The sequence below is a fragment of the Streptomyces sp. T028 genome, from assembly GCF_048159505.1.
Taxonomy (GTDB): Bacteria; Actinomycetota; Actinomycetes; order Streptomycetales; family Streptomycetaceae; genus Streptomyces.
Window position 1 is genome coordinate 145043 of the sequence record NZ_JBLRVZ010000018.1, and the last position, 18232, is coordinate 163274.

At 71.5% G+C, this 18232-nt stretch carries 18 protein-coding genes and 2 pseudogenes; 7 read left to right on the forward strand and 13 right to left on the reverse strand.

The window, feature by feature from the left end; all coding sequences use genetic code 11:
* Positions 1 to 243: 243 nt before the first annotated feature.
* The 4 genes and pseudogenes from ligA to ACLZN2_RS18300 form a co-directional block, all read right to left on the reverse strand.
* Positions 244 to 2484 carry an NAD-dependent DNA ligase LigA gene (gene ligA / locus ACLZN2_RS18285; protein ID WP_416979535.1) on the reverse strand — a complete coding sequence of 747 codons (2241 nt, stop codon included), beginning with the start codon at positions 2482 to 2484 and terminating at the stop codon, positions 244 to 246.
* Between the two features lie 15 nt (positions 2485 to 2499).
* Entirely contained in the window at positions 2500 to 3501 is a 1002-nt protein-coding gene (locus tag ACLZN2_RS18290) for a methionine synthase (RefSeq protein WP_416979536.1), read from the reverse strand.
* Between the two features lie 20 nt (positions 3502 to 3521).
* Entirely contained in the window at positions 3522 to 4220 is a 699-nt protein-coding gene (locus ACLZN2_RS18295) for an SDR family oxidoreductase (RefSeq protein WP_416979537.1), read from the reverse strand.
* 7 nt (positions 4221 to 4227) lie between these two features.
* Positions 4228 to 4799: pseudogene (locus ACLZN2_RS18300) on the reverse strand (TIGR00730 family Rossman fold protein).
* A 50-nt stretch (positions 4800 to 4849) separates the two neighbouring features.
* Here ACLZN2_RS18300 and ACLZN2_RS18305 point away from each other — a divergent pair.
* Positions 4850 to 5173 (forward strand): DUF427 domain-containing protein, encoded by a 324-nt coding sequence (locus tag ACLZN2_RS18305; protein ID WP_416979538.1) that lies wholly within the window; start codon positions 4850 to 4852, stop codon positions 5171 to 5173.
* 38 nt (positions 5174 to 5211) lie between these two features.
* The gene (locus ACLZN2_RS18310; protein ID WP_416979539.1) at positions 5212 to 5991 is read left to right on the forward strand and encodes an alpha/beta fold hydrolase; all 780 of its coding nucleotides are present in this window, start codon (positions 5212 to 5214) and stop codon (positions 5989 to 5991) included.
* A gap of 25 nt (positions 5992 to 6016) precedes the next feature.
* Here the strand turns inward: ACLZN2_RS18310 and mnmA are convergent, their stop codons facing one another.
* Positions 6017 to 7147 carry a tRNA 2-thiouridine(34) synthase MnmA gene (gene mnmA / locus ACLZN2_RS18315; RefSeq protein WP_416979540.1) on the reverse strand — a complete coding sequence of 377 codons (1131 nt, stop codon included), beginning with the start codon at positions 7145 to 7147 and terminating at the stop codon, positions 6017 to 6019.
* A gap of 82 nt (positions 7148 to 7229) precedes the next feature.
* On the opposite strand from mnmA, the gene ACLZN2_RS18320 reads away from it, so the two are divergent.
* Both ACLZN2_RS18320 and ACLZN2_RS18325 read left to right on the forward strand, forming a co-directional pair.
* Positions 7230 to 7889 (forward strand): N-acetylmuramoyl-L-alanine amidase, encoded by a 660-nt coding sequence (locus tag ACLZN2_RS18320; protein ID WP_416979566.1) that lies wholly within the window; start codon positions 7230 to 7232, stop codon positions 7887 to 7889.
* Positions 7890 to 8114: 225 nt separating this feature from the next.
* Positions 8115 to 9695, forward strand: a complete 1581-nt coding sequence (locus ACLZN2_RS18325) for a multicopper oxidase family protein (RefSeq protein WP_416979541.1) — start codon at positions 8115 to 8117, stop codon at positions 9693 to 9695.
* A gap of 148 nt (positions 9696 to 9843) precedes the next feature.
* Here the strand turns inward: ACLZN2_RS18325 and ACLZN2_RS18330 are convergent, their stop codons facing one another.
* From ACLZN2_RS18330 to ACLZN2_RS18345, 4 genes are all read right to left on the reverse strand, one after another.
* Entirely contained in the window at positions 9844 to 11022 is a 1179-nt protein-coding gene (locus tag ACLZN2_RS18330) for an FG-GAP repeat domain-containing protein (RefSeq protein WP_416979542.1), read from the reverse strand.
* Between the two features lie 148 nt (positions 11023 to 11170).
* Complete coding sequence (locus ACLZN2_RS18335; RefSeq protein WP_416979543.1) at positions 11171 to 12340, reverse strand: cysteine desulfurase family protein; 1170 nt, start codon at positions 12338 to 12340, stop codon at positions 11171 to 11173.
* 273 nt (positions 12341 to 12613) lie between these two features.
* A complete protein-coding gene (locus tag ACLZN2_RS18340; protein ID WP_416979544.1) occupies positions 12614 to 12874 on the reverse strand; it encodes a DUF4190 domain-containing protein in 261 nt (86 codons plus the stop codon).
* Positions 12875 to 12904: 30 nt separating this feature from the next.
* A complete protein-coding gene (locus ACLZN2_RS18345; protein WP_416979545.1) occupies positions 12905 to 13072 on the reverse strand; it encodes a hypothetical protein in 168 nt (55 codons plus the stop codon).
* A 104-nt stretch (positions 13073 to 13176) separates the two neighbouring features.
* On the opposite strand from ACLZN2_RS18345, the gene ACLZN2_RS18350 reads away from it, so the two are divergent.
* A complete protein-coding gene (locus ACLZN2_RS18350; protein ID WP_416979546.1) occupies positions 13177 to 13803 on the forward strand; it encodes a TetR family transcriptional regulator in 627 nt (208 codons plus the stop codon).
* 89 nt (positions 13804 to 13892) lie between these two features.
* Here ACLZN2_RS18350 and ACLZN2_RS18355 read toward each other — a convergent pair whose 3' ends face one another.
* Together ACLZN2_RS18355 and ACLZN2_RS18360 are read right to left on the reverse strand one after the other, a co-directional pair.
* Positions 13893 to 14264: a hypothetical protein gene (locus tag ACLZN2_RS18355; protein ID WP_416979547.1), complete on the reverse strand. Its 372-nt coding sequence runs from the start codon at positions 14262 to 14264 to the stop codon at positions 13893 to 13895.
* Positions 14265 to 14380: 116 nt separating this feature from the next.
* Positions 14381 to 15400 (reverse strand): helix-turn-helix transcriptional regulator, encoded by a 1020-nt coding sequence (locus ACLZN2_RS18360; protein ID WP_416979548.1) that lies wholly within the window; start codon positions 15398 to 15400, stop codon positions 14381 to 14383.
* 119 nt (positions 15401 to 15519) lie between these two features.
* Here ACLZN2_RS18360 and ACLZN2_RS18365 point away from each other — a divergent pair, with 119 nt between their 5' ends.
* The gene (locus ACLZN2_RS18365; RefSeq protein ID WP_416979549.1) at positions 15520 to 16101 is read left to right on the forward strand and encodes a TIGR03086 family metal-binding protein; all 582 of its coding nucleotides are present in this window, start codon (positions 15520 to 15522) and stop codon (positions 16099 to 16101) included.
* Between the two features lie 181 nt (positions 16102 to 16282).
* Here ACLZN2_RS18365 and ACLZN2_RS18370 read toward each other — a convergent pair whose 3' ends face one another.
* On the reverse strand, positions 16283 to 17155 hold the full coding sequence (locus ACLZN2_RS18370) for a thioesterase family protein (protein ID WP_416979550.1): 873 nt from the start codon (positions 17153 to 17155) through the stop codon (positions 16283 to 16285).
* A 133-nt stretch (positions 17156 to 17288) separates the two neighbouring features.
* Here ACLZN2_RS18370 and ACLZN2_RS18375 point away from each other — a divergent pair.
* Positions 17289 to 17666: pseudogene (locus ACLZN2_RS18375) on the forward strand (esterase); the annotation flags it as partial.
* Here ACLZN2_RS18375 and ACLZN2_RS18380 read toward each other — a convergent pair.
* Positions 17575 to 18231, reverse strand: coding sequence for a trimeric intracellular cation channel family protein (locus tag ACLZN2_RS18380; protein ID WP_416979551.1), 657 nt, complete (start codon positions 18229 to 18231; stop codon positions 17575 to 17577). The pseudogene ACLZN2_RS18375 and the gene ACLZN2_RS18380 overlap by 92 nt on opposite strands.
* Position 18232 lies beyond the last annotated feature (1 nt).

Genomic DNA, 18232 nt, shown 5'->3' on the forward strand with positions numbered 1-18232 from the left:
CCCACGCCACGCGGCCCACTGCCCGACAACCCGTGGGCGGCGCCGCGTTGGAAAACCCTTTCCCCCGCCCTTCGGAGCAAGGAAATGCCCCGACCGCAGCTGGGCACGGCAGGCGCACATCTCAACAGTAGGCCGCGAAAGGCTTCCACGGGCAGCGGTCGTCGACGGTTGCCCGAATGCGCCCCGGCCACCCGTATGCATCTGATATGCGCCGATCGGGTGGCCTTCAACCGCCGGTTCTCGCTATTCCTCGGTCGACTCCCCCGTCGACACCTCGGTCGACTCCTCACTCGACGCCTCGGCCGGAAGGGCGACTTCGGCGGCCGCGTCCGGGCCCTGTTCGAGCAGGACGGTGAAGCCGTCCTCGTTCAGCACGGGCACCTTGAGCTGCATCGCCTTGTCGTACTTCGACCCGGGGCTGTCGCCCACGACGACGAACGAGGTCTTCTTCGACACCGAACCGGTCACCTTCGCTCCCCGGCTCTGCAGCGCGTCCTTCGCGCCGTCGCGCGTGAAGTGTTCGAGCGTGCCGGTGACGACGACCGTCAGGCCTTCGAGGGGACGGGGGCCTTCGTCCTCTCCGGAGCCCTCCTCCTCCATGCGGACACCGGCGGCCCGCCACTTGCGGATGATCTCCTGGTGCCACTCCTCGGCGAACCACTCCTTGAGCGAGGCCGCGATGATCGAGCCCACGCCGTCGGTGGCCGCCAGCTCCTCCTCGCTCGCCTGCTGGATGCGGTCGATGGAGCGGAACTCGCGCGCGAGCGCCTCGGCCGCGACCGGGCCCACATGACGGATCGACAGCCCGGTGAGGACACGGGCGAGCGGGCGGTCCTTGGCGGCGGCGATGTTCTCCAGCATCGCGACCGCGTTCTTCTTGGCCTCACCCTGCTGGTTGGCGAAGACCGTGGCGATCTTCTCCTCGCCGGTCTTCGGGTCGCGCTTGGGCAGCCCGCTGTCCTGGTCCAGGACATACGCCTTGATGGGCAGCAACTGCTCGATGGTGAGGTCGAAGAGGCCGCCCTCGTCGACCAGCGGCGGGTCGGCGGGCTCCAGCGGCTTGGTGAGGGCGGCCGCCGCCACGTACCCGAAGTGCTCGATGTCGAGTGCCTTGCGGCCCGCGAGGTAGAACAGCCGCTCACGCAACTGGGCCGGGCAGGTGCGGGCGTTGGGGCAGCGCAGATCGACGTCCGCCTCCTTCATCGGCCTGAGCGGCGTACCGCACTCGGGGCACTCGGCCGGCATCACGAACTCCCGCTCGGTGCCGTCCCGCAGGTCGGCGACGGGTCCGAGGATCTCCGGGATGACGTCACCGGCCTTGCGCAGCACCACCGTGTCCCCGATGAGGACGCCCTTGGCCTTGACGACGTCCTGGTTGTGCAGGGTCGCGAACTCGACCTCGGAGCCCGCCACCGTCACCGGTTCGACCTGGGCGTACGGCGTCACACGGCCCGTACGGCCCACGCCCACGCGGATGTTGACGAGCTTGGTGTTGACCTCCTCCGGCGCGTACTTGTACGCGATGGCCCAGCGCGGCGCCCGTGCCGTCGAGCCGAGCCGGCCCTGGAGCCGGATCTCGTCGAGCTTGACGACGACACCGTCGATCTCGTGCTCCACGGAGTGGCGGTTCTCGCCGTAGTACGCGATGAACTGCCGTACGCCGTCCAGGTCGCCGACGACCCTGTTGTGCGTCGAGGTGGGCAGGCCCCAGCCCTTGAGGAGGTCGTAGGCCTCGGAGAGGCGGCCCATGCCCTCGTAGCCCTCCAGGGCGCCGATGCCGTGCACCACCATGTGCAGGGGGCGGGTGGCCGTGACGCGCGGGTCCTTCTGGCGCAGTGAACCGGCCGCCGCGTTGCGCGGGTTGGCGAAGGGCTTGTCGCCGGCCGCGACGAGCCGGGCGTTGAGCTCCTCGAACTGCTCCATCGGGAAGTAGACCTCGCCGCGGATCTCCACGAGCGTGGGCACCCCGTCACCGGCCAGCCGGTCGGGGATCTCCGCGATGGTGCGCACGTTGGGCGTGATGTCCTCGCCGGTGCGGCCGTCGCCGCGGGTCGCCGCGCGCGTGAGGCGGCCGTTCTCATACGTGAGGTTGACGGCGAGGCCGTCGACCTTGAGCTCGCACAGGAAGTGGTACGCGGAGGCGCCGACGTCCTTGTGGACGCGCTCGGCCCAGGCGGCCAGCTCCAGGTCGTCGAAGGCGTTGTCCAGGGAGAGCATGCGCTCGCGGTGCTGGACGGCCGTGAAATCGGTCTCGTACGCCCCCGCGACCTTCTGGGTCGGCGAGTCCGGCGTACGCAGCTCGGGGTACTCCTGCTCCAGCGCCTCCAGGGCGCGCAGCAGGCGGTCGAACTCCGCGTCGCTGATGACGGGAGCGTCCTTCACGTAGTACCGGAAGCGGTGCTCCTCGATCTGCTCAGCGAGTTGCGCGTGCTGCTCCCGTGCCTCGGCGGGCACCGTCGTCTCCGCTTGCTTGTCGCCGGCCACCGTGTGGTCCTCCCGTTACTCTGGGTTGTCCGCGAGGGATCTCGCCGCGCGGACGCAGTGGGCGAGGGCCCGGCGGGCGTACGCGGGAGAGGCCCCCGCGAGTCCGCAGGCCGGTGTGATGGTGACCGCCTCCGTGAGAAGCCCCGGTTGCAGACCCAGCCTGCGCCACAGCGTCCGTACACCCATGACGCTACCGGCAGGGTCTGACAATGCGGAGTCCGTGCCCGGCACGACACCGGCGAACAGCCGGGTCCCCCCCTCCACCGCTTCCCCGATCGCCTCCTCGTCACGCTCGGTGAGCAGCGAGAAGTCGAAGGAGATCCCGGCGATCCCGGCCCGGCGCAGCAGCGCGAACGGCACGTCCGGGGCGCAGGAGTGGACCACGACCGGGCCGTCCGCGTGCACCCCGGCCAGGTCCCGGAGCGTGGCCTCCACGAGCTGGCGGTCGATGGCGCGGTGGGTGCGGTAGCCGCTGGCGGTCCGCACCCGGCCGGTCAGGACGGACGTGAGGGACGGTTCGTCGAGCTGGAGCACGATCCGGGCGCCCGGGATGCGCCGCCGTACCTCGGCGAGGTGCAGCCGCAGCCCCTCCGCCAGGGAGGCGGCCAGGTCGCGGCAGGCGCCAGGGTCGGAGAGGGCGGCCTCGCCGTTCCTCAGTTCCAGGGCTGCGGCGAGTGTCCAGGGGCCGACGGCCTGCACCTTGAGCGGGCCCTCGTAGTCCTGGGTGAACTCCTCCAGGGCGTCGAGGTCCTCGCCGAGCCAGGAGCGGGCCCGTTTGGTGTCCCGGCCCGGGTGGTCGCCGATCCGCCAGCCGCTGGGCTCCACGCGCGCGTACAGCTCCACGAGCATCCCCGCCGTCCGGCCGATCATGTCCGCGCCCGGTCCGCGGGCCGGGAGTTCGGGCAGGAACGGGAAGTCCTCGAAGGAACCGGTGGCGGTCTTGGCGGCCTCCCGGGCGTCGCCGCCGGGGAGTGAGCCGACGCCGGTGGCGGGGCCGTAGGGCGAGAGTGCGTTCACGTGAGGAAGCCTACGGAAGGTCAGCGGCCCGGCCGTACCGTCAGGTCGTTCACCTCGGCGTCCCTCGGCAGGTCGAGCGCCATCAGGATCGTCGTCGCGACCGACTCGGGGTCGATCCAGTGGGCGGGGTCGTACTCCTTGCCCTCCTGCTGGTGCACCTTGGCCTGCATGGGGCTGGCCGTGCGGCCGGGGTAGACGGAGGTGACCCGGACGCCGTTGCCGTGCTCCTCGCCCCGCAGGGAGTCGGCGAGGGCCTTCAGGCCGTGCTTGGAGGCGGCGTACGCGGACCAGTCGGCGTGCGCGTTCAGGCCGGCGCCGGAGTTCACGAACACCACGTGGCCGCGCGCGGCCCGCAGTTGGGGCAGGAAGTGGCGGGTCAGCTCGGCGGGGGCGATCAGGTTGACGTTGAGCTGGTGGCGCCAGGCCTTGGGGGTCAGCTCGCCGACCGGGCCGAGGTCGACCACGCCGGCGATGTGCAGCAGCGAGTCGACCCGGTCCGGGAGCGACTGGTGGGAGAAGGCCCAGCTCAGCCGGTCGGGGTCGGCGAGGTCGCCGACGAGGGTGCGGGCGCCGGGGAACTCCGCGGCCAGCTCCTTCGCGCGGCCCGCGTCGCGCGCGTGGAGCACGAGGTCGTCCCCGCGCGCGTGCAGACGGCGGGCGACGGCCGCGCCGATGCCGGAGCCCGCTCCGGTGATCACATGGGTAGCCATGCCCGCCATGCTCGCATCACTGGATGCCCACACTCTCCTCCAGGTAGGCCAGCGCCCCCACCGGCTCGTCCGCGAAGAACACCAGGTCGGCCAGCGGACGCGGCAGGAACCCCTCGTCCTCCATCCGCCGGAACTGCGTCTTCAGCCCGTCGTAGAAGCCGGCGGTGTTCAGCAGTACGACCGGCTTCTCCGTGTGCCCGTGCTTCTTCAGCTCCAGGATCTCGGTGGCCTCGTCGAGGGTGCCCGTCCCACCGACCATCACCACGACCGCGTCGGCCTTCTCCAGGAGCAGCTTCTTCCGCTCGGCGAGGTCCCGGGCGATCACCATCTCGTCGGCGCCCGGCCGGGCCTTGGCGGCGAGGAAGGTCACCGACACCCCGCACAGCCACCCGCCGCTCTCCTGCACCCCGTCGGCGACGACCTTCATCAGGCCCGAGTCGGACCCGCCCCACACGTGGGGGTCCCCCCACGCCTTTAAGGCAGTGGGGGAGTGTGACCGCCCTTGCCCAGCAGTTCCGCGAACTCGCGCGCGGGTCGCGTGTAACGGTCGTCGAGATCGGCGGCGGAGAGGAAGACACAGATACGCATGCGGTCACCGTACGCGGGAAGAACCGGGGGCCCGCGAGTGCTTTTCCAGCATGGGCCAAGGACACGTCATCACCATCGAGCAGGGCACCGCACACGTCAGGGTCGTCCACGGGAGCCGGGTACTGGCCGAGACCGACCGTCCTCTCGTGCTGCGGGAGACCGGTTGTCCGGTGCGGTACTACATCCCGGCGGCGGACGTACGCCTGGAGTTGCTGACGCCCTCCGACACGCACACGTACTGCCCCTTCAAGGGCGAGGCGTCCTACTGGTCGCTGCCGGACGCGCCGGACCTCGTGTGGTCCTATCCCGACCCCAAGCCGGATGTCGCCGCGATCAGGAACCACCTCTGCTTCTACGAAGTGGAGGTGTCGTAAGCGAATGACGGCCGTGCCGTGCGGCAGTCTGCTCTGACATGGACAAGAAGACCATTTCGCGCGACGGCACCGAACTCGCGTACGCACGGGCCGGACAGGGTCCCGCGGTCATCCTGGTGAGCGGGGCGATGTCCACGGGTGGCACCGTGGCGCCCGTGGGCGGGCTTCTCGCGCGCCGCTTCACCGTCCTCTGGTACGACCGGCGGGGCCGCGGCGGGAGCGGGGACACGGCGCCGTTCGCGGTGGAACGCGAGGTGGAGGACCTCGCCGCGCTCATCGACGTGGCGGGCGGCGAGGCCTCGCTGTACGGCATCTCCTCGGGCGGGGCGCTGGTGCTTCGGGCGGCGGCGAGCGGGCTGCCGGTGCGGCGGGCGGCCGTCTACGAGACGCCGTACGCCGTCGACGAGGAGGCGGCCCGGGCTCGCGCCGAGTACACCGAGCGGCTCACCGAGGCGCTGGCGCAGGGGCGGCGCGGGGACGCCGTGGAGCTGTTCCTGCGGCTGACGGGGCTGGCCGAGGAGATGATCCAGCGGGCCCGTCAGTCGCCGATGTGGGACGGCATGGAGGCGATCGCGCCGACCCTCGCCTACGACGACGCGGTCATGGCCGGCGGCCTGGTCCCCCGGGAACTGCTGGCCGCCGTCGGCGTCCCGGTGCTCGCGGTGGCGGGTGGGGACAGCCCCGCGTGGATGCGTGAGGCCACGCGCGCGGTGGCGGAGGCGGCACCGCGGGGGACGTACGAGCTGCTCGAAGGTCAGACCCACATGGTCGATCCGAACGTGCTCGCGCCCGTACTGGAGGACTTTTTCAGCCAGTGAGCGCCAGTAGGGGCCGCGGGTCGGGTCAGGCCACGCCCGCCGTCGCCCGTACCGTCGTCGCGATCGTCGCCGAGCCCACCACGCGTGTGCCGTCGTACAGGACGATCGCCTGGCCGGGGGCGACGCCGCGGACCGGCTCGGTGAACGTGACGCGCAGTTCGCCGTTCACCGGCTCGGCCGTCACCTCGGTCTCGCCGCCGTGGGCGCGGAGCTGGGCGGTGTAGGCGCCGGGGCCGGTGGGGGCCGTGCCGCACCAGCGCGGCTTGATCGCGGTCAGGCCGCTCACGTCGAGGGCGGCGGCCGGGCCGACCGTCACCGTGTTGTTCACCGGGGAGATGTCGAGGACGTAGCGCGGCTTGCCGTCGGGGGCCGGGGTGCCGATGCGCAGTCCCTTGCGCTGGCCGATGGTGAAGCCGTACGCGCCGTCGTGCGTGCCGATCTTCGCTCCCGACTCGTCGACGATGTCGCCCTCGGCCCGGCCGAGGCGGTTCGCGAGGAAGCCCTGGGTGTCGCCGTCGGCGATGAAGCAGATGTCGTGGGAGTCGGGCTTCTTGGCGACCGCGAGGCCCCTGCGCTCGGCCTCGGCGCGGATCTCGCCCTTCGTGGTGATCGTGTCGCCGAGGGGGAAGAGCGCGTGGGCGAGCTGCTTCTCGTCCAGGACGCCGAGGACGTACGACTGGTCCTTGGCCATGTCGGAGGCGCGGTGCAGTTCGCGGGAGCCGTCGGGCCGCGTGACGATCTGCGCGTAGTGGCCGGTGCACACCGCGTCGAAGCCGAGCGCGAGCGCCTTGTCGAGCAGGGCCGCGAACTTGATCTTCTCGTTGCAGCGCAGACAGGGGTTGGGGGTGCGGCCGGCCTCGTACTCGGCGACGAAGTCCTCGACGACGTCCTCGCGGAAGCGGTCGGCGAGGTCCCAGACGTAGAAGGGGATGCCGATGACGTCGGCGGCGCGGCGGGCGTCGCGGGAGTCCTCGATGGTGCAGCAGCCCCGCGCGCCCGTGCGGAACGACTGCGGGTTCGCCGAGAGCGCGAGGTGGACGCCGGTGACGTCGTGGCCGGCTTCGGCGGCGCGGGCGGCGGCGACGGCGGAGTCGACCCCGCCGGACATGGCGGCGAGTACGCGGAGGGGGCGGGGGCGCTGCGAGATCTCAGTCATAACCCTTTCAGGGTACGGGGCGCGGGGAACCACAGCCCACGCATAACCGTTGACGATCACGAAGGGCGAGAAAGGGCGGGCGATGGGGGCGAGAGGGACGGATTCCGACCGGCGGATCGGGCGGCGGGCGCTGCTGATCGGCGGTGCGGTGGCCGCGGTGGGGTCGGGGGTGCTGGCGCGCGAGGAGCTGGCGCAGCTGTACTGGCGGCTGCCGGGGGTGCGCAGGCCGCGGGTGGAGGGCGCGGTGGACTTCGGGGGCGCGCGCTGGGTGGCGGCCTCGGAGGCGAACTTCCGCTGGGCGGACCGGCCCGACGACTACGGCGTCGACATGGTGGTCGTCCATGTCACGCAGGGCGATCTGGCCAGCGCGGTGGAGGCGTTCGAGGACCCGGGGCACAGGGCGGCGGCGCACTACATCGTCGGCCAGGACGGCAGTGTCACGCAGATGATCCGCGAGTTGGACGTGGCCTACCACGCGGGCAACCGCGCGTACAACGAGCGCAGTGTCGGCATCGAGCACGAGGGGTTCGTGGACCGGCCGGAGGACTTCACCGACGCGATGTACGAGGCGTCCGCGCGGCTGACCGCCGGGATATGCGAGCGGTACGGCATCCCCGTGGACCGGGAGCACATCATCGGGCATGTGGAGGTGCCGGGGACGGACCACACGGACCCGGGTGAGCACTGGGACTGGGACCGGTACCTGAAGCTCGTCAAAACGGCGCGAACCGCTTCGACCTGACCTTCGGCGTGACGCAGCTCACATGTTTCCAGAATCGTGAGCGATTCGTGAGTGCCGCACGCCCGATGTGTCCCGCACCTCTGACCTGACCTGCGGCACGCGAACTTGGCTTTTTTTCAGAGGAGTTGAAGATCGAATCGCATTGTTAAGGCTGCACAGCGAACAGAGCTGAGTCCTAACTTCGGCTCAGTCTTCACATAGCCCTTAGCCCAAAGCTCCACCGCCATGACCCACACCACAGACCCCGCTTCCGGAGCGGGCCAGCAGAGCAAGGGTGCCCACGCGAGGAGCGGCCGGGCCGCCAAGGGCGAGCACACGAAGGAGACGAGGGGCCGGGGCGGCAAGGGCCTGCACCGGCGGAAGTTCCTCAGCGGGATGGCGGGCGTCGGCTTCGGCGTCGTCGGCGCGGCGGGAGTCGGCTTCTCCCTGCTGACCGGCGGCAACAACAGCAAGGCTTCCGCGGCCACGGAGGCCACCGGCACCCTGAACATCCCGGACCTGCTGGAGACCACCACCACCGACGGCACCACCACCTACACCCTGACCGCGAAGACCGGCACCAGCGAGGTGATCAGCGGCGTCACCAGCACCACGGCCGGCTACAACGGGTCGTACCTCGGCCCGACGATGAAGTGGACCAAGGGCGACACGGTCCTGCTGAACATCACCAACACCCTGGGCGACGACACCACGGTCCACTTCCACGGCGCCCACATCCCGCCCAAGATGGACGGCGGCCCGCAGAACGCCTTCGCGGACGGCGAGACCTGGTCGCCCACCTTCGAGGTCCTCGACGAGGCCAAGACCCTCTGGTACCACCCACACGCGCTCGGCACCACGGCCGAGCAGGTCGTCCACGGACTGGCCGGCATGATCATCGTCGAGGACGACTCGGACGTCTCGGCCGCGCTGCCGAGCGAGTACGGCGTCGACGACATCCCGATCATCCTGCAGTGCCTGGCCGTCGACACCAGCGGCGACATCAAGTACGAGGCCACCGGGTACCGCAGCTCGACCACCACCTTCCCGGTGCTGGTCAACGGCACCAACGTCGACTCGACCACCCTCGGCTTCACCGCCACCAAGACGCGCACGCGCTTCCGCGTCCTGAACGCCTCCCCCGCCGACATCATGACCGTCCAGCGCGGCGACGGCGGGACCCTCACCCAGATCGCCACCGACCAGGGCTATCTCACCGAGCCCACCGAGGTCACCACGATCCGGCTGGTGGCCGGCGCCCGCGCCGAGTTCGTGCTCGACCTGGAGGAAGCCGTCACGCTCCAGGCCGTGGTCACGACCGGCTGGATCCGCGGCGGAAGCGGCACGTACGACTTCCTCACCGTGACCCCGGAGGCCTCCGACACGCCCGACGACCTGCCGAGCTCGCTCAACACCATCACCCGGTACGACACGAGCGACTTCACCGAGCGGACGATCACCCTCGGCCAGAGCGGCGCGACTATGCTGATCAACGGCTCCGCGGGCACCAGCATGGACTCGATGGCGATGATCAGCACCACGCTGGACGCCGAGGAGATCTGGACGATCAGCAACGCGACGCAGCTGGAGCACTCCTTCCATCTGCACGACGTGCCGTTCCAGCTGATCGAGATCAACGGCGAGGAGCCCACCGGGGTCGACCTCGGCTGGTTCGACACCTACGAGGTGGTCGGCGGCGGCTCCATCAAGATCGCGATGAAGTTCACGGACTTCACCGACGACACGTACATGTACATGCTCCATTGCCATCTGCTCCAGCACGAGGACGAGGGCATGATGGCGGCCCTCATGGTCACCGAGAGCTAGACCCGGGGGAAAGCCCCGAGGGACGGCCAGGCAGGCCTCACCAGCAGGCTGCCGCCGGCAGTGGAAGTGCCGGCGGCAGCCCCTGACCCAGCGCACCTGGGCCAGGTCCATGGTGATGGCGGTGACTGGCAGGTCCCCTTGGTGGTGGCTAGCAGGTTCCTTTGAAGACATCGACCTGTCCCGCGCCGCTGTTCGCGACCACGAGGTCGCGGACGCCGTCGCCGTCCAGGTCGGCCGCCGTGGCGTCGTAGGCGCCGGGGGCGGACACATCGGCGAGCGCGGTGAGCCGACCGCTCGCGTCGCCCTGGAAGAGGGCGACGGAGTTCCCCTTCAGGGAGGAGACCATGACGTCCGTGACACCGTCGCCGTCCAGGTCGGCGGCGCCCACCGCGACCGGCAGTCCGGAGGTGGTGTAGGTCGTGGCCGTGCCGAAGGTGCCGTCACCGTCGCCCAGGAGTACGTCCAGCGCGTTGGCCCCGTTGCTCACGGTGGCCAGGTCGAGGGTGCCGTTCCCGTCGAAGTCGCCCTCGGCGAGGGAGTAGAGGCGGGAGGTGGCGGCGTACGAGGTCGCGGCGCCGAGAGCGCCCGTGCCGTCGCCCAGGAGCACGCTCACCCCGGCGCTCCCCACGCTCGCGGTGGCCACGTCCGCCGCGCCGTCGCCGTCGAAGTCGCCCACGACCACGCCGTGCGGCTGACTCCCGGTCGCGGTCTGGCCCCGGTCCTCGAACGTGCCGTCGCCCCGCCCGAGCAGCACGCGCACCGTGCTCGGGCCCTGCTCGGCGACCACGAGATCGGGTACGCCGTCGCCGTCGAGGTCACCGGTGGCCAAGGCCCGCGGTGAGGTGCCGACGTCGATCGCGGAGGCGGTGCCGAAGGTTCCGTCGCCGGTGTTCAGCAGCACGCTGACCTGGGCGCCGCCGAAGTCGGTGGTCGCGAGGTCGGGATGTCCGTCGCCGTCGAAGTCGGCGACCACGGTCTGGTAGGGGCGGGTGCCGACCGCGTAGGTGGTGCTCTCGGCGAAGGACCCGTCACCGGCGCCGAGCAGCACCGTCACCGAGTCGGCGTCGAGGTTGGTGCCGACCACGTCCAGTGTTCCGTCGCCGTCGAGGTCGGCGGTGACGACGTGCCGGGTCTGCGCGGCGGCCGTCCCGGAGGTGGCCGACGGGTCGTACGAGACGGGGCCCGCACAGGCGGAATCCATGCTTCCGGTGCCGACGGCGGCGGCTGCCGGGGCGGCGGGCAGGGCGGCCACGAGGAGCAGCGCGGCCACGGCGAGGCGGGATCCGCGCCGGGTGACGCGGCGTTCGTGCGATGACTCGACGGTCATGAGGCGGCCTTCTGTCGACAGCAGCGGGAGGAACCTGCACCGGAAGGTAGCCGAACAGGCGCCCACTGTCGACACCTGACGGCGATATTGACAGGTGCTCCCTAGCCATCGCCCAGATTCGCGTCGAGTGTCGACACTAACTCTGGCGTTACGTCAGCCCCGCCGCCCGGGCCCGCTCCACCACCGGCCCGATGACCTTGGCGAGCGCCTCGACGTCGGCCTCGGTGCTGGTGTGGCCGAGGGAGAACCGCAGGGTGCCGCGGGCGAGGTCGGGGTCGGTGCCGGTGGCGAGCAGGACATGGCTGGGCTGGGCGACGCCGGCCGTGCAGGCGGAGCCGGTGGAGCACTCGATGCCCTGCGCGTCGAGCAGCAGGAGCAGGGAGTCGCCCTCGCAGCCCGGGAAGGTGAAGTGCGCGTTGGCCGGGAGCCGGCCGCCCGGTGCCGGGTCGCCGCCGAGGATCGCGTCCGGGACGGCCGTACGGACCGCGGCGACCAGGGAGTCGCGCAGGGCGCCGATCTCCCGGTCGAACCACTCGCGCTGTTCGGCGGCGAGGCGGCCGGCGACCGCGAAGGAGGCGATGGCGGGCACGTCGAGGGTGCCGGAGCGCACGTGCCGCTCCTGACCGCCGCCGTGCAGGACGGGTACGGGGGTGTACTCGCGGCCGAGGAGCAGCGCGCCGATGCCGTACGGGCCGCCGATCTTGTGACCGGACACGGTCATCGCGGCGAGGCCGGAGGCGGCGAAGTCGACCGGGACCTGGCCGAAGGCCTGGACGGCGTCGGCGTGCAGCGGGACGCCGAACTCCGCGGCGACGTCGGCGAGTTCACGGACCGGCATGACCGTGCCGATCTCGTTGTTCGCCCACATGACGGTGGCGAGGGCGACGTCGTCGGGGTCGCGGGCGATGGCCTCGCGCAGGGCGCCCGGGTGGACCCGGCCGTACGTGTCGACCGGGAGGTACTCGATCCGCGCGCCCTCGTGCTCGCCGAGCCAGTGCACGGCGTCGAGGACCGCGTGGTGCTCGACGGGGCTGGCCAGCACCCGGGTGCGGGCCGGGTCGGCGTCGCGGCGGGACCAGTACAGGCCCTTGACGGCGAGGTTGTCGGCCTCGGTGCCGCCGGAGGTGAAGACGACCTCGCTGGGGCGGGCGCCGAGCGCCTCCGCGAGGGTCTCACGTGCCTCCTCGACCGTCCGTCTCGCGCGGCGGCCGGATGCGTGGAGGGAGGAGGCGTTGCCGGTGATGCCCAGGTGTGCGCTGAGTGCCTCGACCGCCTCCGGGAGCATCGGGGTGGTCGCGGCGTGGTCGAGGTATGCCATGGTGGCCACGATTCTACGGGGCGGGGTTGGGGGACCTCGTGTCGCGGTGGGCCGGGGTTGTCGTGCGGGTGTGCGCCCTGCCCGAGCTGGGGCTGGAGTGGGTCGCGTGGCGCCCGGCGCTGTCGGCTGTGCCCACCCGTTCCGCCCTGCGGAACGACTGCCCACAGCGGTAGCGGCAGCGGTGGCGCGGCAGCGACTGCGGCGGCAGCGGCAGCGGCTGCGGCAGGCATGGCGGCAGCGGCAGGCGTGGCGGCAGCGGTGGCGGGGCCGGGGTTAGAAGCTCCAGGAGATCGAGGCGTCTGCTTGCATGAAGGCCAGGAGGATCGCGAGGTCGGCGAGGCCGAGGGTGAGGCCCAGCCAGGCTCGGCCGGGGCGGGTGGTGCCGCGGATCAGGGCCACCGAGGCGAGGACGATGGCGGTGGGGCCGAGGAAGAGGTTCAGGACCAGCAGGCCCAGCAGACCGAGGACGAAGGACGCGACGGCCATGCCGTCGGTGTCACGAACACCTGCACTGCGGCGGGCGGTGAGTTGCATGGAAGGTCAGCTCCTGTCGGGCGGTGCCGGTCAGTGGGTCGAGGTGCGGCCGCGGCGGGCGTGACGCTCGCGGAGCGCGAAGACGCCGAGCCAGACGGCGATCACGGCGGCGATGACGAGCGAGAAGCTGAGCGGCGCGTGCGCCACGGTGCCCATGACGACGCCGAGCAGCAGCAGTGCGGCCACGAGGAACAGCATGGGATCGGATCCCCCTCCGTGAAGGTTACAGTTGTTCACTGACTTGGGAGTCTAGCGCGCCGTCCGGCTTTCCAATTCTGGAGAACAGTTGTTAACTGGATGACATGAGTCACACCCTCGGCATCCGGCAGGCCCAGAAGCAGAAGACCCGACAGGCGCTCCTGGACGCGGCACTCGGGCTGCTGGAGGAGCAGAGCCTGAGCAGCCTGGGTCTGCGCGAGGTCACCCGTGCCGTGGGAGTCGCCCCGACCGCCTTCTACCGGCACTTCCGCTCCACCGCGGACCTCGGCGTCGCCCTGGTCGAGGAGGCGCTGGGCAGTCTCCACCCGATGATCCGGACCACGGTGACCGCCGCCGAGTCGAGCGACGAGCGCATCACCCGCGCCGTGGACTTGATAGAGGGATATGTGACCGCCCACCCCGCGCACGTCCGTTTCATCGCCCGGGAACGGCACGGCGGAGTCCAGCCGGTACGCAAGGCGATCCGGGAGCAACTGGGCCGGTTCGCCGAAGAGGTGCGGGACGAGCTGGCCAAGGACCCCGAGGCGGAGGGCTGGAACGACGACGACCTGCTGATGCTGTCGCATCTGTACGTCGACCAGATGCTCATCACGGCCTCGCTCTTCCTGGAGGCCCTGGAGGCGACACCGGAGGAACGGGAGCTCGTCGCCGTGCGCGCGACCCGTCAGCTGCGGCTCGTCAGCATCGGCCGCCACCACTGGCTCGACTGAGCCCACAGGACATACGGAGGCGGCGCGCCCGTTCCCGGGTGCGCCGCCCCTGTCGTACAGACGTACCGCCGTACGGAACCGACGAGCCGTCAGCCCTGCTGCTGGGCCTGCTGGCCCTGACCGCCCTGCTGGCCGCCGCCGGGGCCGCCACAGCCACCGCCCTGGCCGCCGCCGGGGCCGCCCTGACCACCGCCGGGGGCACCGCTCGGCATGCCGGAGGGGACGCCGGTCGGGGCGCCGGACGGCTGGCCCGAGGCGGCGCCGGACGGGGCACCGGACGGGGCGCCCGAGGGAGCGCCGCTCGGAGCGGCACCGGTCGGCATGCCCGACGGCGCCTGGCAGTTCTGGCTCTGTCCGGAGTCGCCGCTGGAGGACGAGGAGTCGCCGGAACCGCAGGCGACCAGGGCGAGGGGCGAGAGCGCCAACAGGGCCACCGCCGGGACGAGACGCACACGCTTCATGAGAGACAGCTCCAAGCACGATGAGGGAGTCCTGAGATGCGGGCACTCAACCAACGGCGGCTGAGGCTTCCTTGGGTCCGCTCTGTCCGCCGCCTGTCAACCAGGTAAAAGGGATCTCAAGAAAGCGCGCTGACCTGCGAGTTGACCTCTGGTGACCCTTCAGTGCGCTGGTACAGCTCCGTGACAGAAGCGGCCGCCGCGCGCAGTTCGTCACGTGCTTCCGGCGGGGCGAGGACCTCCACCCGGTCGGAGAACGCGAGGAGTTGACGGGTCGCGGGAAGGGAGGGGTACGACAGCCGGGCGGTCACCCAGTCACCCTCGCCGCCGACACCGCCCTCCTCCCCCTCCGGGAGGTCGACGAGCGCCGAGGCGTTCAGACGCAGGAACATGTCGAGCCGGTCGCGCCGGACCCGGACGGTGACGACGAGTCCGCCGGGGCGCTCCTCGACCTGGCGGCGCAGCACCTCCCAGGCGTCGGCGAGTTCGACGCCCGGCCGCCGCTGTACGGGATCGTCCAGCAGCTTCGCCGAGCGCACCCGGTCGGCACGGAACAGCCGGGGCTTGCCGCGCCGGTCGGCGACGAGGTACCAGACGCCCGCCTTGGCGACGAGCCCGTACGGGTCGACGGTGTACGTGGTGGGCTCGGAGTCACCGCTGTGGCGGTAGCGCAGGCGCAGCCGCCGGTCGGCGAAGACCGCGTCCTGGAGCGTGTCGAGGTCGACGGCCGGCTGGGGACCGCCCTTCCAGCGCGTGGCGTCGACCAGGATCCGGCGGCTGGTCACCTCGGCGGCGGGGCGGTGCGGCGCGGGCAGCGCGGCCATCACCTTGCGCAGCGCGGAGCCGAGGGCCGCGTCCAGGCCCAGGGCGGCGTGCGCGCCCTGGGCGGCCAGGATGAACAGGGCGCGGGACTCGTCGGCGGTCAGGCCGGTGACGTCCGTACGGAACCCGGGGAGCAGCTCGATGCCGCCGTGCCGGCCGCGCTCGGCGTAGACGGGGACGCCGGAGGCGGACAGGGCCTCGATGTCCCGGTAGATCGTGCGCACCGACACTTCGAGGCGTTCGGCGAGTTCGGGCGCGGGGACGCGGCCACGGGTCTGCAGGAGCAGCAGGATCGACAGGAGACGGTCGGACTTCACCGCACCAGGATCCTTCACCGCAACGCGATCACAAATGTTGACGGAAGCTGTCAGGTTATGGGTACAGCATCCGGTCCGTAACCCCGTTACCCCGTTCCTCCGATGGAAGGCCCACGACTGTGAGCACCCTTGACCCCCGCCCCGTCTACACCCGCGCGACCGAGCAGGCCGCCGCGCTCATCCGGACCGTACGGCCCGAGCAGCTCGACGGTCCGACCCCCTGCGCCGAGTTCGACGTACGGACGCTGCTGAGCCACATCGTGGGCGGCACCCGACGGGTCGCGATCGTCGGCGAGGGCGGCGACGGGCTCGCCGAGCCTTCGTTCATCGACGGCGTCGCGGACGACGGCTGGGCGGAGGCCTACGACGAGGTCAGGACCCGGGTCCTCAAGGCCTGGGAGAGCGACGACCGGTTGGCGACGCCGGTCCGGGCGCCGTGGGGCGAGGTCCCGGGCCACGCGGCCCTCTCCGGTTACGTCATGGAGATCGTGACCCACACCTGGGATCTCTCCGAGTCCCTCGGCCGCCCCCTCGCACTCGACCCCGCGCTGGCGGAGTTCGCCCTCGCGGCCGGGCACCGCAACCTGCCGGAGCCGGACCGCGACGCGCCCATCCCCTTCGGCTCGGCCCGCCCGGCCCCCGAGGGAGCCGGCCCCTACGAGCAGCTGGCGGCCTGGCTGGGCCGGGAACCGCTCGCCTGAACGCTCCGCTGAGAGTGCCGGGTTGTGTTGTTGATCGTCTGCGGCGCCGTCGTGGCTGGTCGCTCCCCCACTCTCGGCTGCGCTCGAGCGGGGGGACCCCCATCGCGGCGGAGCCGCATATCGATTCAGCCCCGCGCCCCTTTGAGGCGCTGCCATGACCGTCGGCCGGATGCGGAAGCTGTCAGCCGAGCCGGGCGCGGGCCAGTTGGCGGGACTGGGCCACCAGGCGGTCGGTGCTGTCCCAGACCTCCGCGTCCTCCTCCAGGAAGCCGCCCGCGAGGTTGCGGGTGGTGATGGAGACGCGCAGCGGGCCGGGAGCCGGGCGGCAGCGGATGTGGACGGTGAGCTCGACCGTGGGGACCCAGCCGCGCAGGCCGATCTCGAAGGCGGTCGGGGGAAGGGCGTCGACGGCGAGAAGAAGGGAGAGGGGGTCGGGGTCACGGCCGTCCTTCAGGCCGAACCAGGCCCGCATCTCGCCCTTTCCGGAGGGCGCGCCCAGGGCCCAGCCCAGGGTGGAGGGGTCGAGCTTGAGCATCAGGCGGTCGGCGATCGCGGAGCCGCCGTCGACGGGGGTCGGGCTGTCCTCGGGGCCGAAGCACTGGTCGACCGGCGGGAACGCGGGCGGCTTCGCCGTCGTACGGACGTCGTCCGGGAGGGAGTCCAGGTCGCCGTAGGAGGCGAGGACGCGGATCCGCTCGATCTCGTTGCCCGCCTCGTCGTACTGCAGCAGCGAGGCCTGGCCGGTCGACAGGGTGCGGCCGGTGCGGACCACGTCCGTGCGGACGACCGCCGGGCCCGGCTGGGAGGCGGTGAGATAGTGGGCCGAGATCGTGAACGGGTCGCGGTGCGGAAGGGCGTCCGCGAGGGCGCGGCCGAGGACGGCGAGCAGATAGCCGCCGTTGACGGCACCCATGATCGTCCAGCCGGCGGAGAGGTCGATGTCGTAGACGCCCGGGGCGCGCCGGGTGAGCGCGGTGTCGCGGTCGAACTCGCTGTCGAACTCGCCGTCGCCGATGGTGGCCCGCTCGGCCGCCGCGGTAGCTGCTTCTGGCATGACTGAACCGTACAACAGGTAATTACTAAGCAGTAGCTTTTTGGAAGGTGAGGCACGGGCAATTTCCGCGTGTGCTGATGCCGGCGCTCACCCAGGGGACGGCGGTGGCACTGGTCTTCGTCTATGCGAAAAGGCGGTCGCCGGGTACTCAGCCGGGGCGCACTGCGCGCTGAAGCCGGCCGTCGCCCACCCCGACCGCTACCGGGCGGAGCTCTCCGGCCGGCCGATCGACGGCTACGAGGCGGCGCTGGCGCTGCAGAAGGAGGCGAAGGCACCGACGGCCGTGCATGTGGTGTACATCCCGAAGAGCGCGGGCGGGCACACCATGGCGCTGTGGCCGGCGCAGGTGGTGCCCGCGTTCCGCTGGCTGAGCACGCAGCTCGACCAGCACCGGATCACCGCCCGGCAGGCCACAGGGACTACTCCTCCCGTACCGTCGACCGCCGGTTCCACGCGCGAGGCGCTCGCCAGTGGTACCGCATCGCGAGCAGCCTCAGGACGAAAGCGGTAGCCGCCGCGAAACCGCTGGCCAGCGGGGTGAGGACGTCGTAGCGGATGCAGACCGCCACCAGGGTGGCGCCGACGATCGCCGGGACCGCGTACAGGTCGCGGTCCCAGCGCAGCAGCGACGGCACCTCGTTGGCCAGCACGTCCCGCAGCACACCCCCGCCGACGGCCGTGGTGAGGCCGAGGGTGACGGACGCCGTCAGGCCGAGGCCGTAGTCATACGCTTTCGTCGTGCCCGCGACGCAGAACAGGCCAAGGCCCGCCGCGTCGAACACGTTCACGGCTGACTGGATCCGCTCCACCTGCGGGTGGAGGAAGATCACCAGCAGGGCGGCGACCAGCGGGGTGAGGAAGTACCCCAGGTCCGTGAAGGCGGCCGGCGGCACCGCGCCGATGATCACGTCCCGGATCAGCCCTCCGCCCAGCGCGGTGGCCTCGGCGAGCACGGCGATGCCGAACACGTCGAAGTTCTTGCGGACGGCGAGCAGCGCGCCCGAGATGGCGAACACGAAGATGCCGACCAGATCGAGCGTGTGCTGGACGGAGGGACTGAAGATCTGCTGGAGCACC

Excerpts from the sequence above, each read along its gene's own strand:
- ACLZN2_RS18295 (WP_416979537.1), bottom strand. The coding sequence starts at position 4,220 with ATGGCGGGCATGGCTACCCATGTGATCACCGGAGCGGGCTCCGGCATC.
- ACLZN2_RS18305 (WP_416979538.1), top strand. The coding sequence starts at position 4,850 with ATGGGCCAAGGACACGTCATCACCATCGAGCAGGGCACCGCACACGTC.
- ACLZN2_RS18310 (WP_416979539.1), top strand. The coding sequence starts at position 5,212 with ATGGACAAGAAGACCATTTCGCGCGACGGCACCGAACTCGCGTACGCA.
- ACLZN2_RS18325 (WP_416979541.1), top strand. The coding sequence starts at position 8,115 with ATGACCCACACCACAGACCCCGCTTCCGGAGCGGGCCAGCAGAGCAAG.
- ACLZN2_RS18355 (WP_416979547.1), bottom strand. The coding sequence starts at position 14,264 with ATGAAGCGTGTGCGTCTCGTCCCGGCGGTGGCCCTGTTGGCGCTCTCG.
- ACLZN2_RS18330 (WP_416979542.1), bottom strand. The coding sequence starts at position 11,022 with ATGACCGTCGAGTCATCGCACGAACGCCGCGTCACCCGGCGCGGATCC.
- ACLZN2_RS18370 (WP_416979550.1), bottom strand. The coding sequence starts at position 17,155 with ATGCCAGAAGCAGCTACCGCGGCGGCCGAGCGGGCCACCATCGGCGAC.
- ACLZN2_RS18340 (WP_416979544.1), bottom strand. The coding sequence starts at position 12,874 with ATGCAACTCACCGCCCGCCGCAGTGCAGGTGTTCGTGACACCGACGGC.
- ACLZN2_RS18335 (WP_416979543.1), bottom strand. The coding sequence starts at position 12,340 with ATGGCATACCTCGACCACGCCGCGACCACCCCGATGCTCCCGGAGGCG.
- mnmA (WP_416979540.1), bottom strand. The coding sequence starts at position 7,147 with ATGACTGAGATCTCGCAGCGCCCCCGCCCCCTCCGCGTACTCGCCGCC.
- ACLZN2_RS18350 (WP_416979546.1), top strand. The coding sequence starts at position 13,177 with ATGAGTCACACCCTCGGCATCCGGCAGGCCCAGAAGCAGAAGACCCGA.
- ACLZN2_RS18320 (WP_416979566.1), top strand. The coding sequence starts at position 7,230 with ATGGGGGCGAGAGGGACGGATTCCGACCGGCGGATCGGGCGGCGGGCG.
- ACLZN2_RS18345 (WP_416979545.1), bottom strand. The coding sequence starts at position 13,072 with ATGCTGTTCCTCGTGGCCGCACTGCTGCTGCTCGGCGTCGTCATGGGC.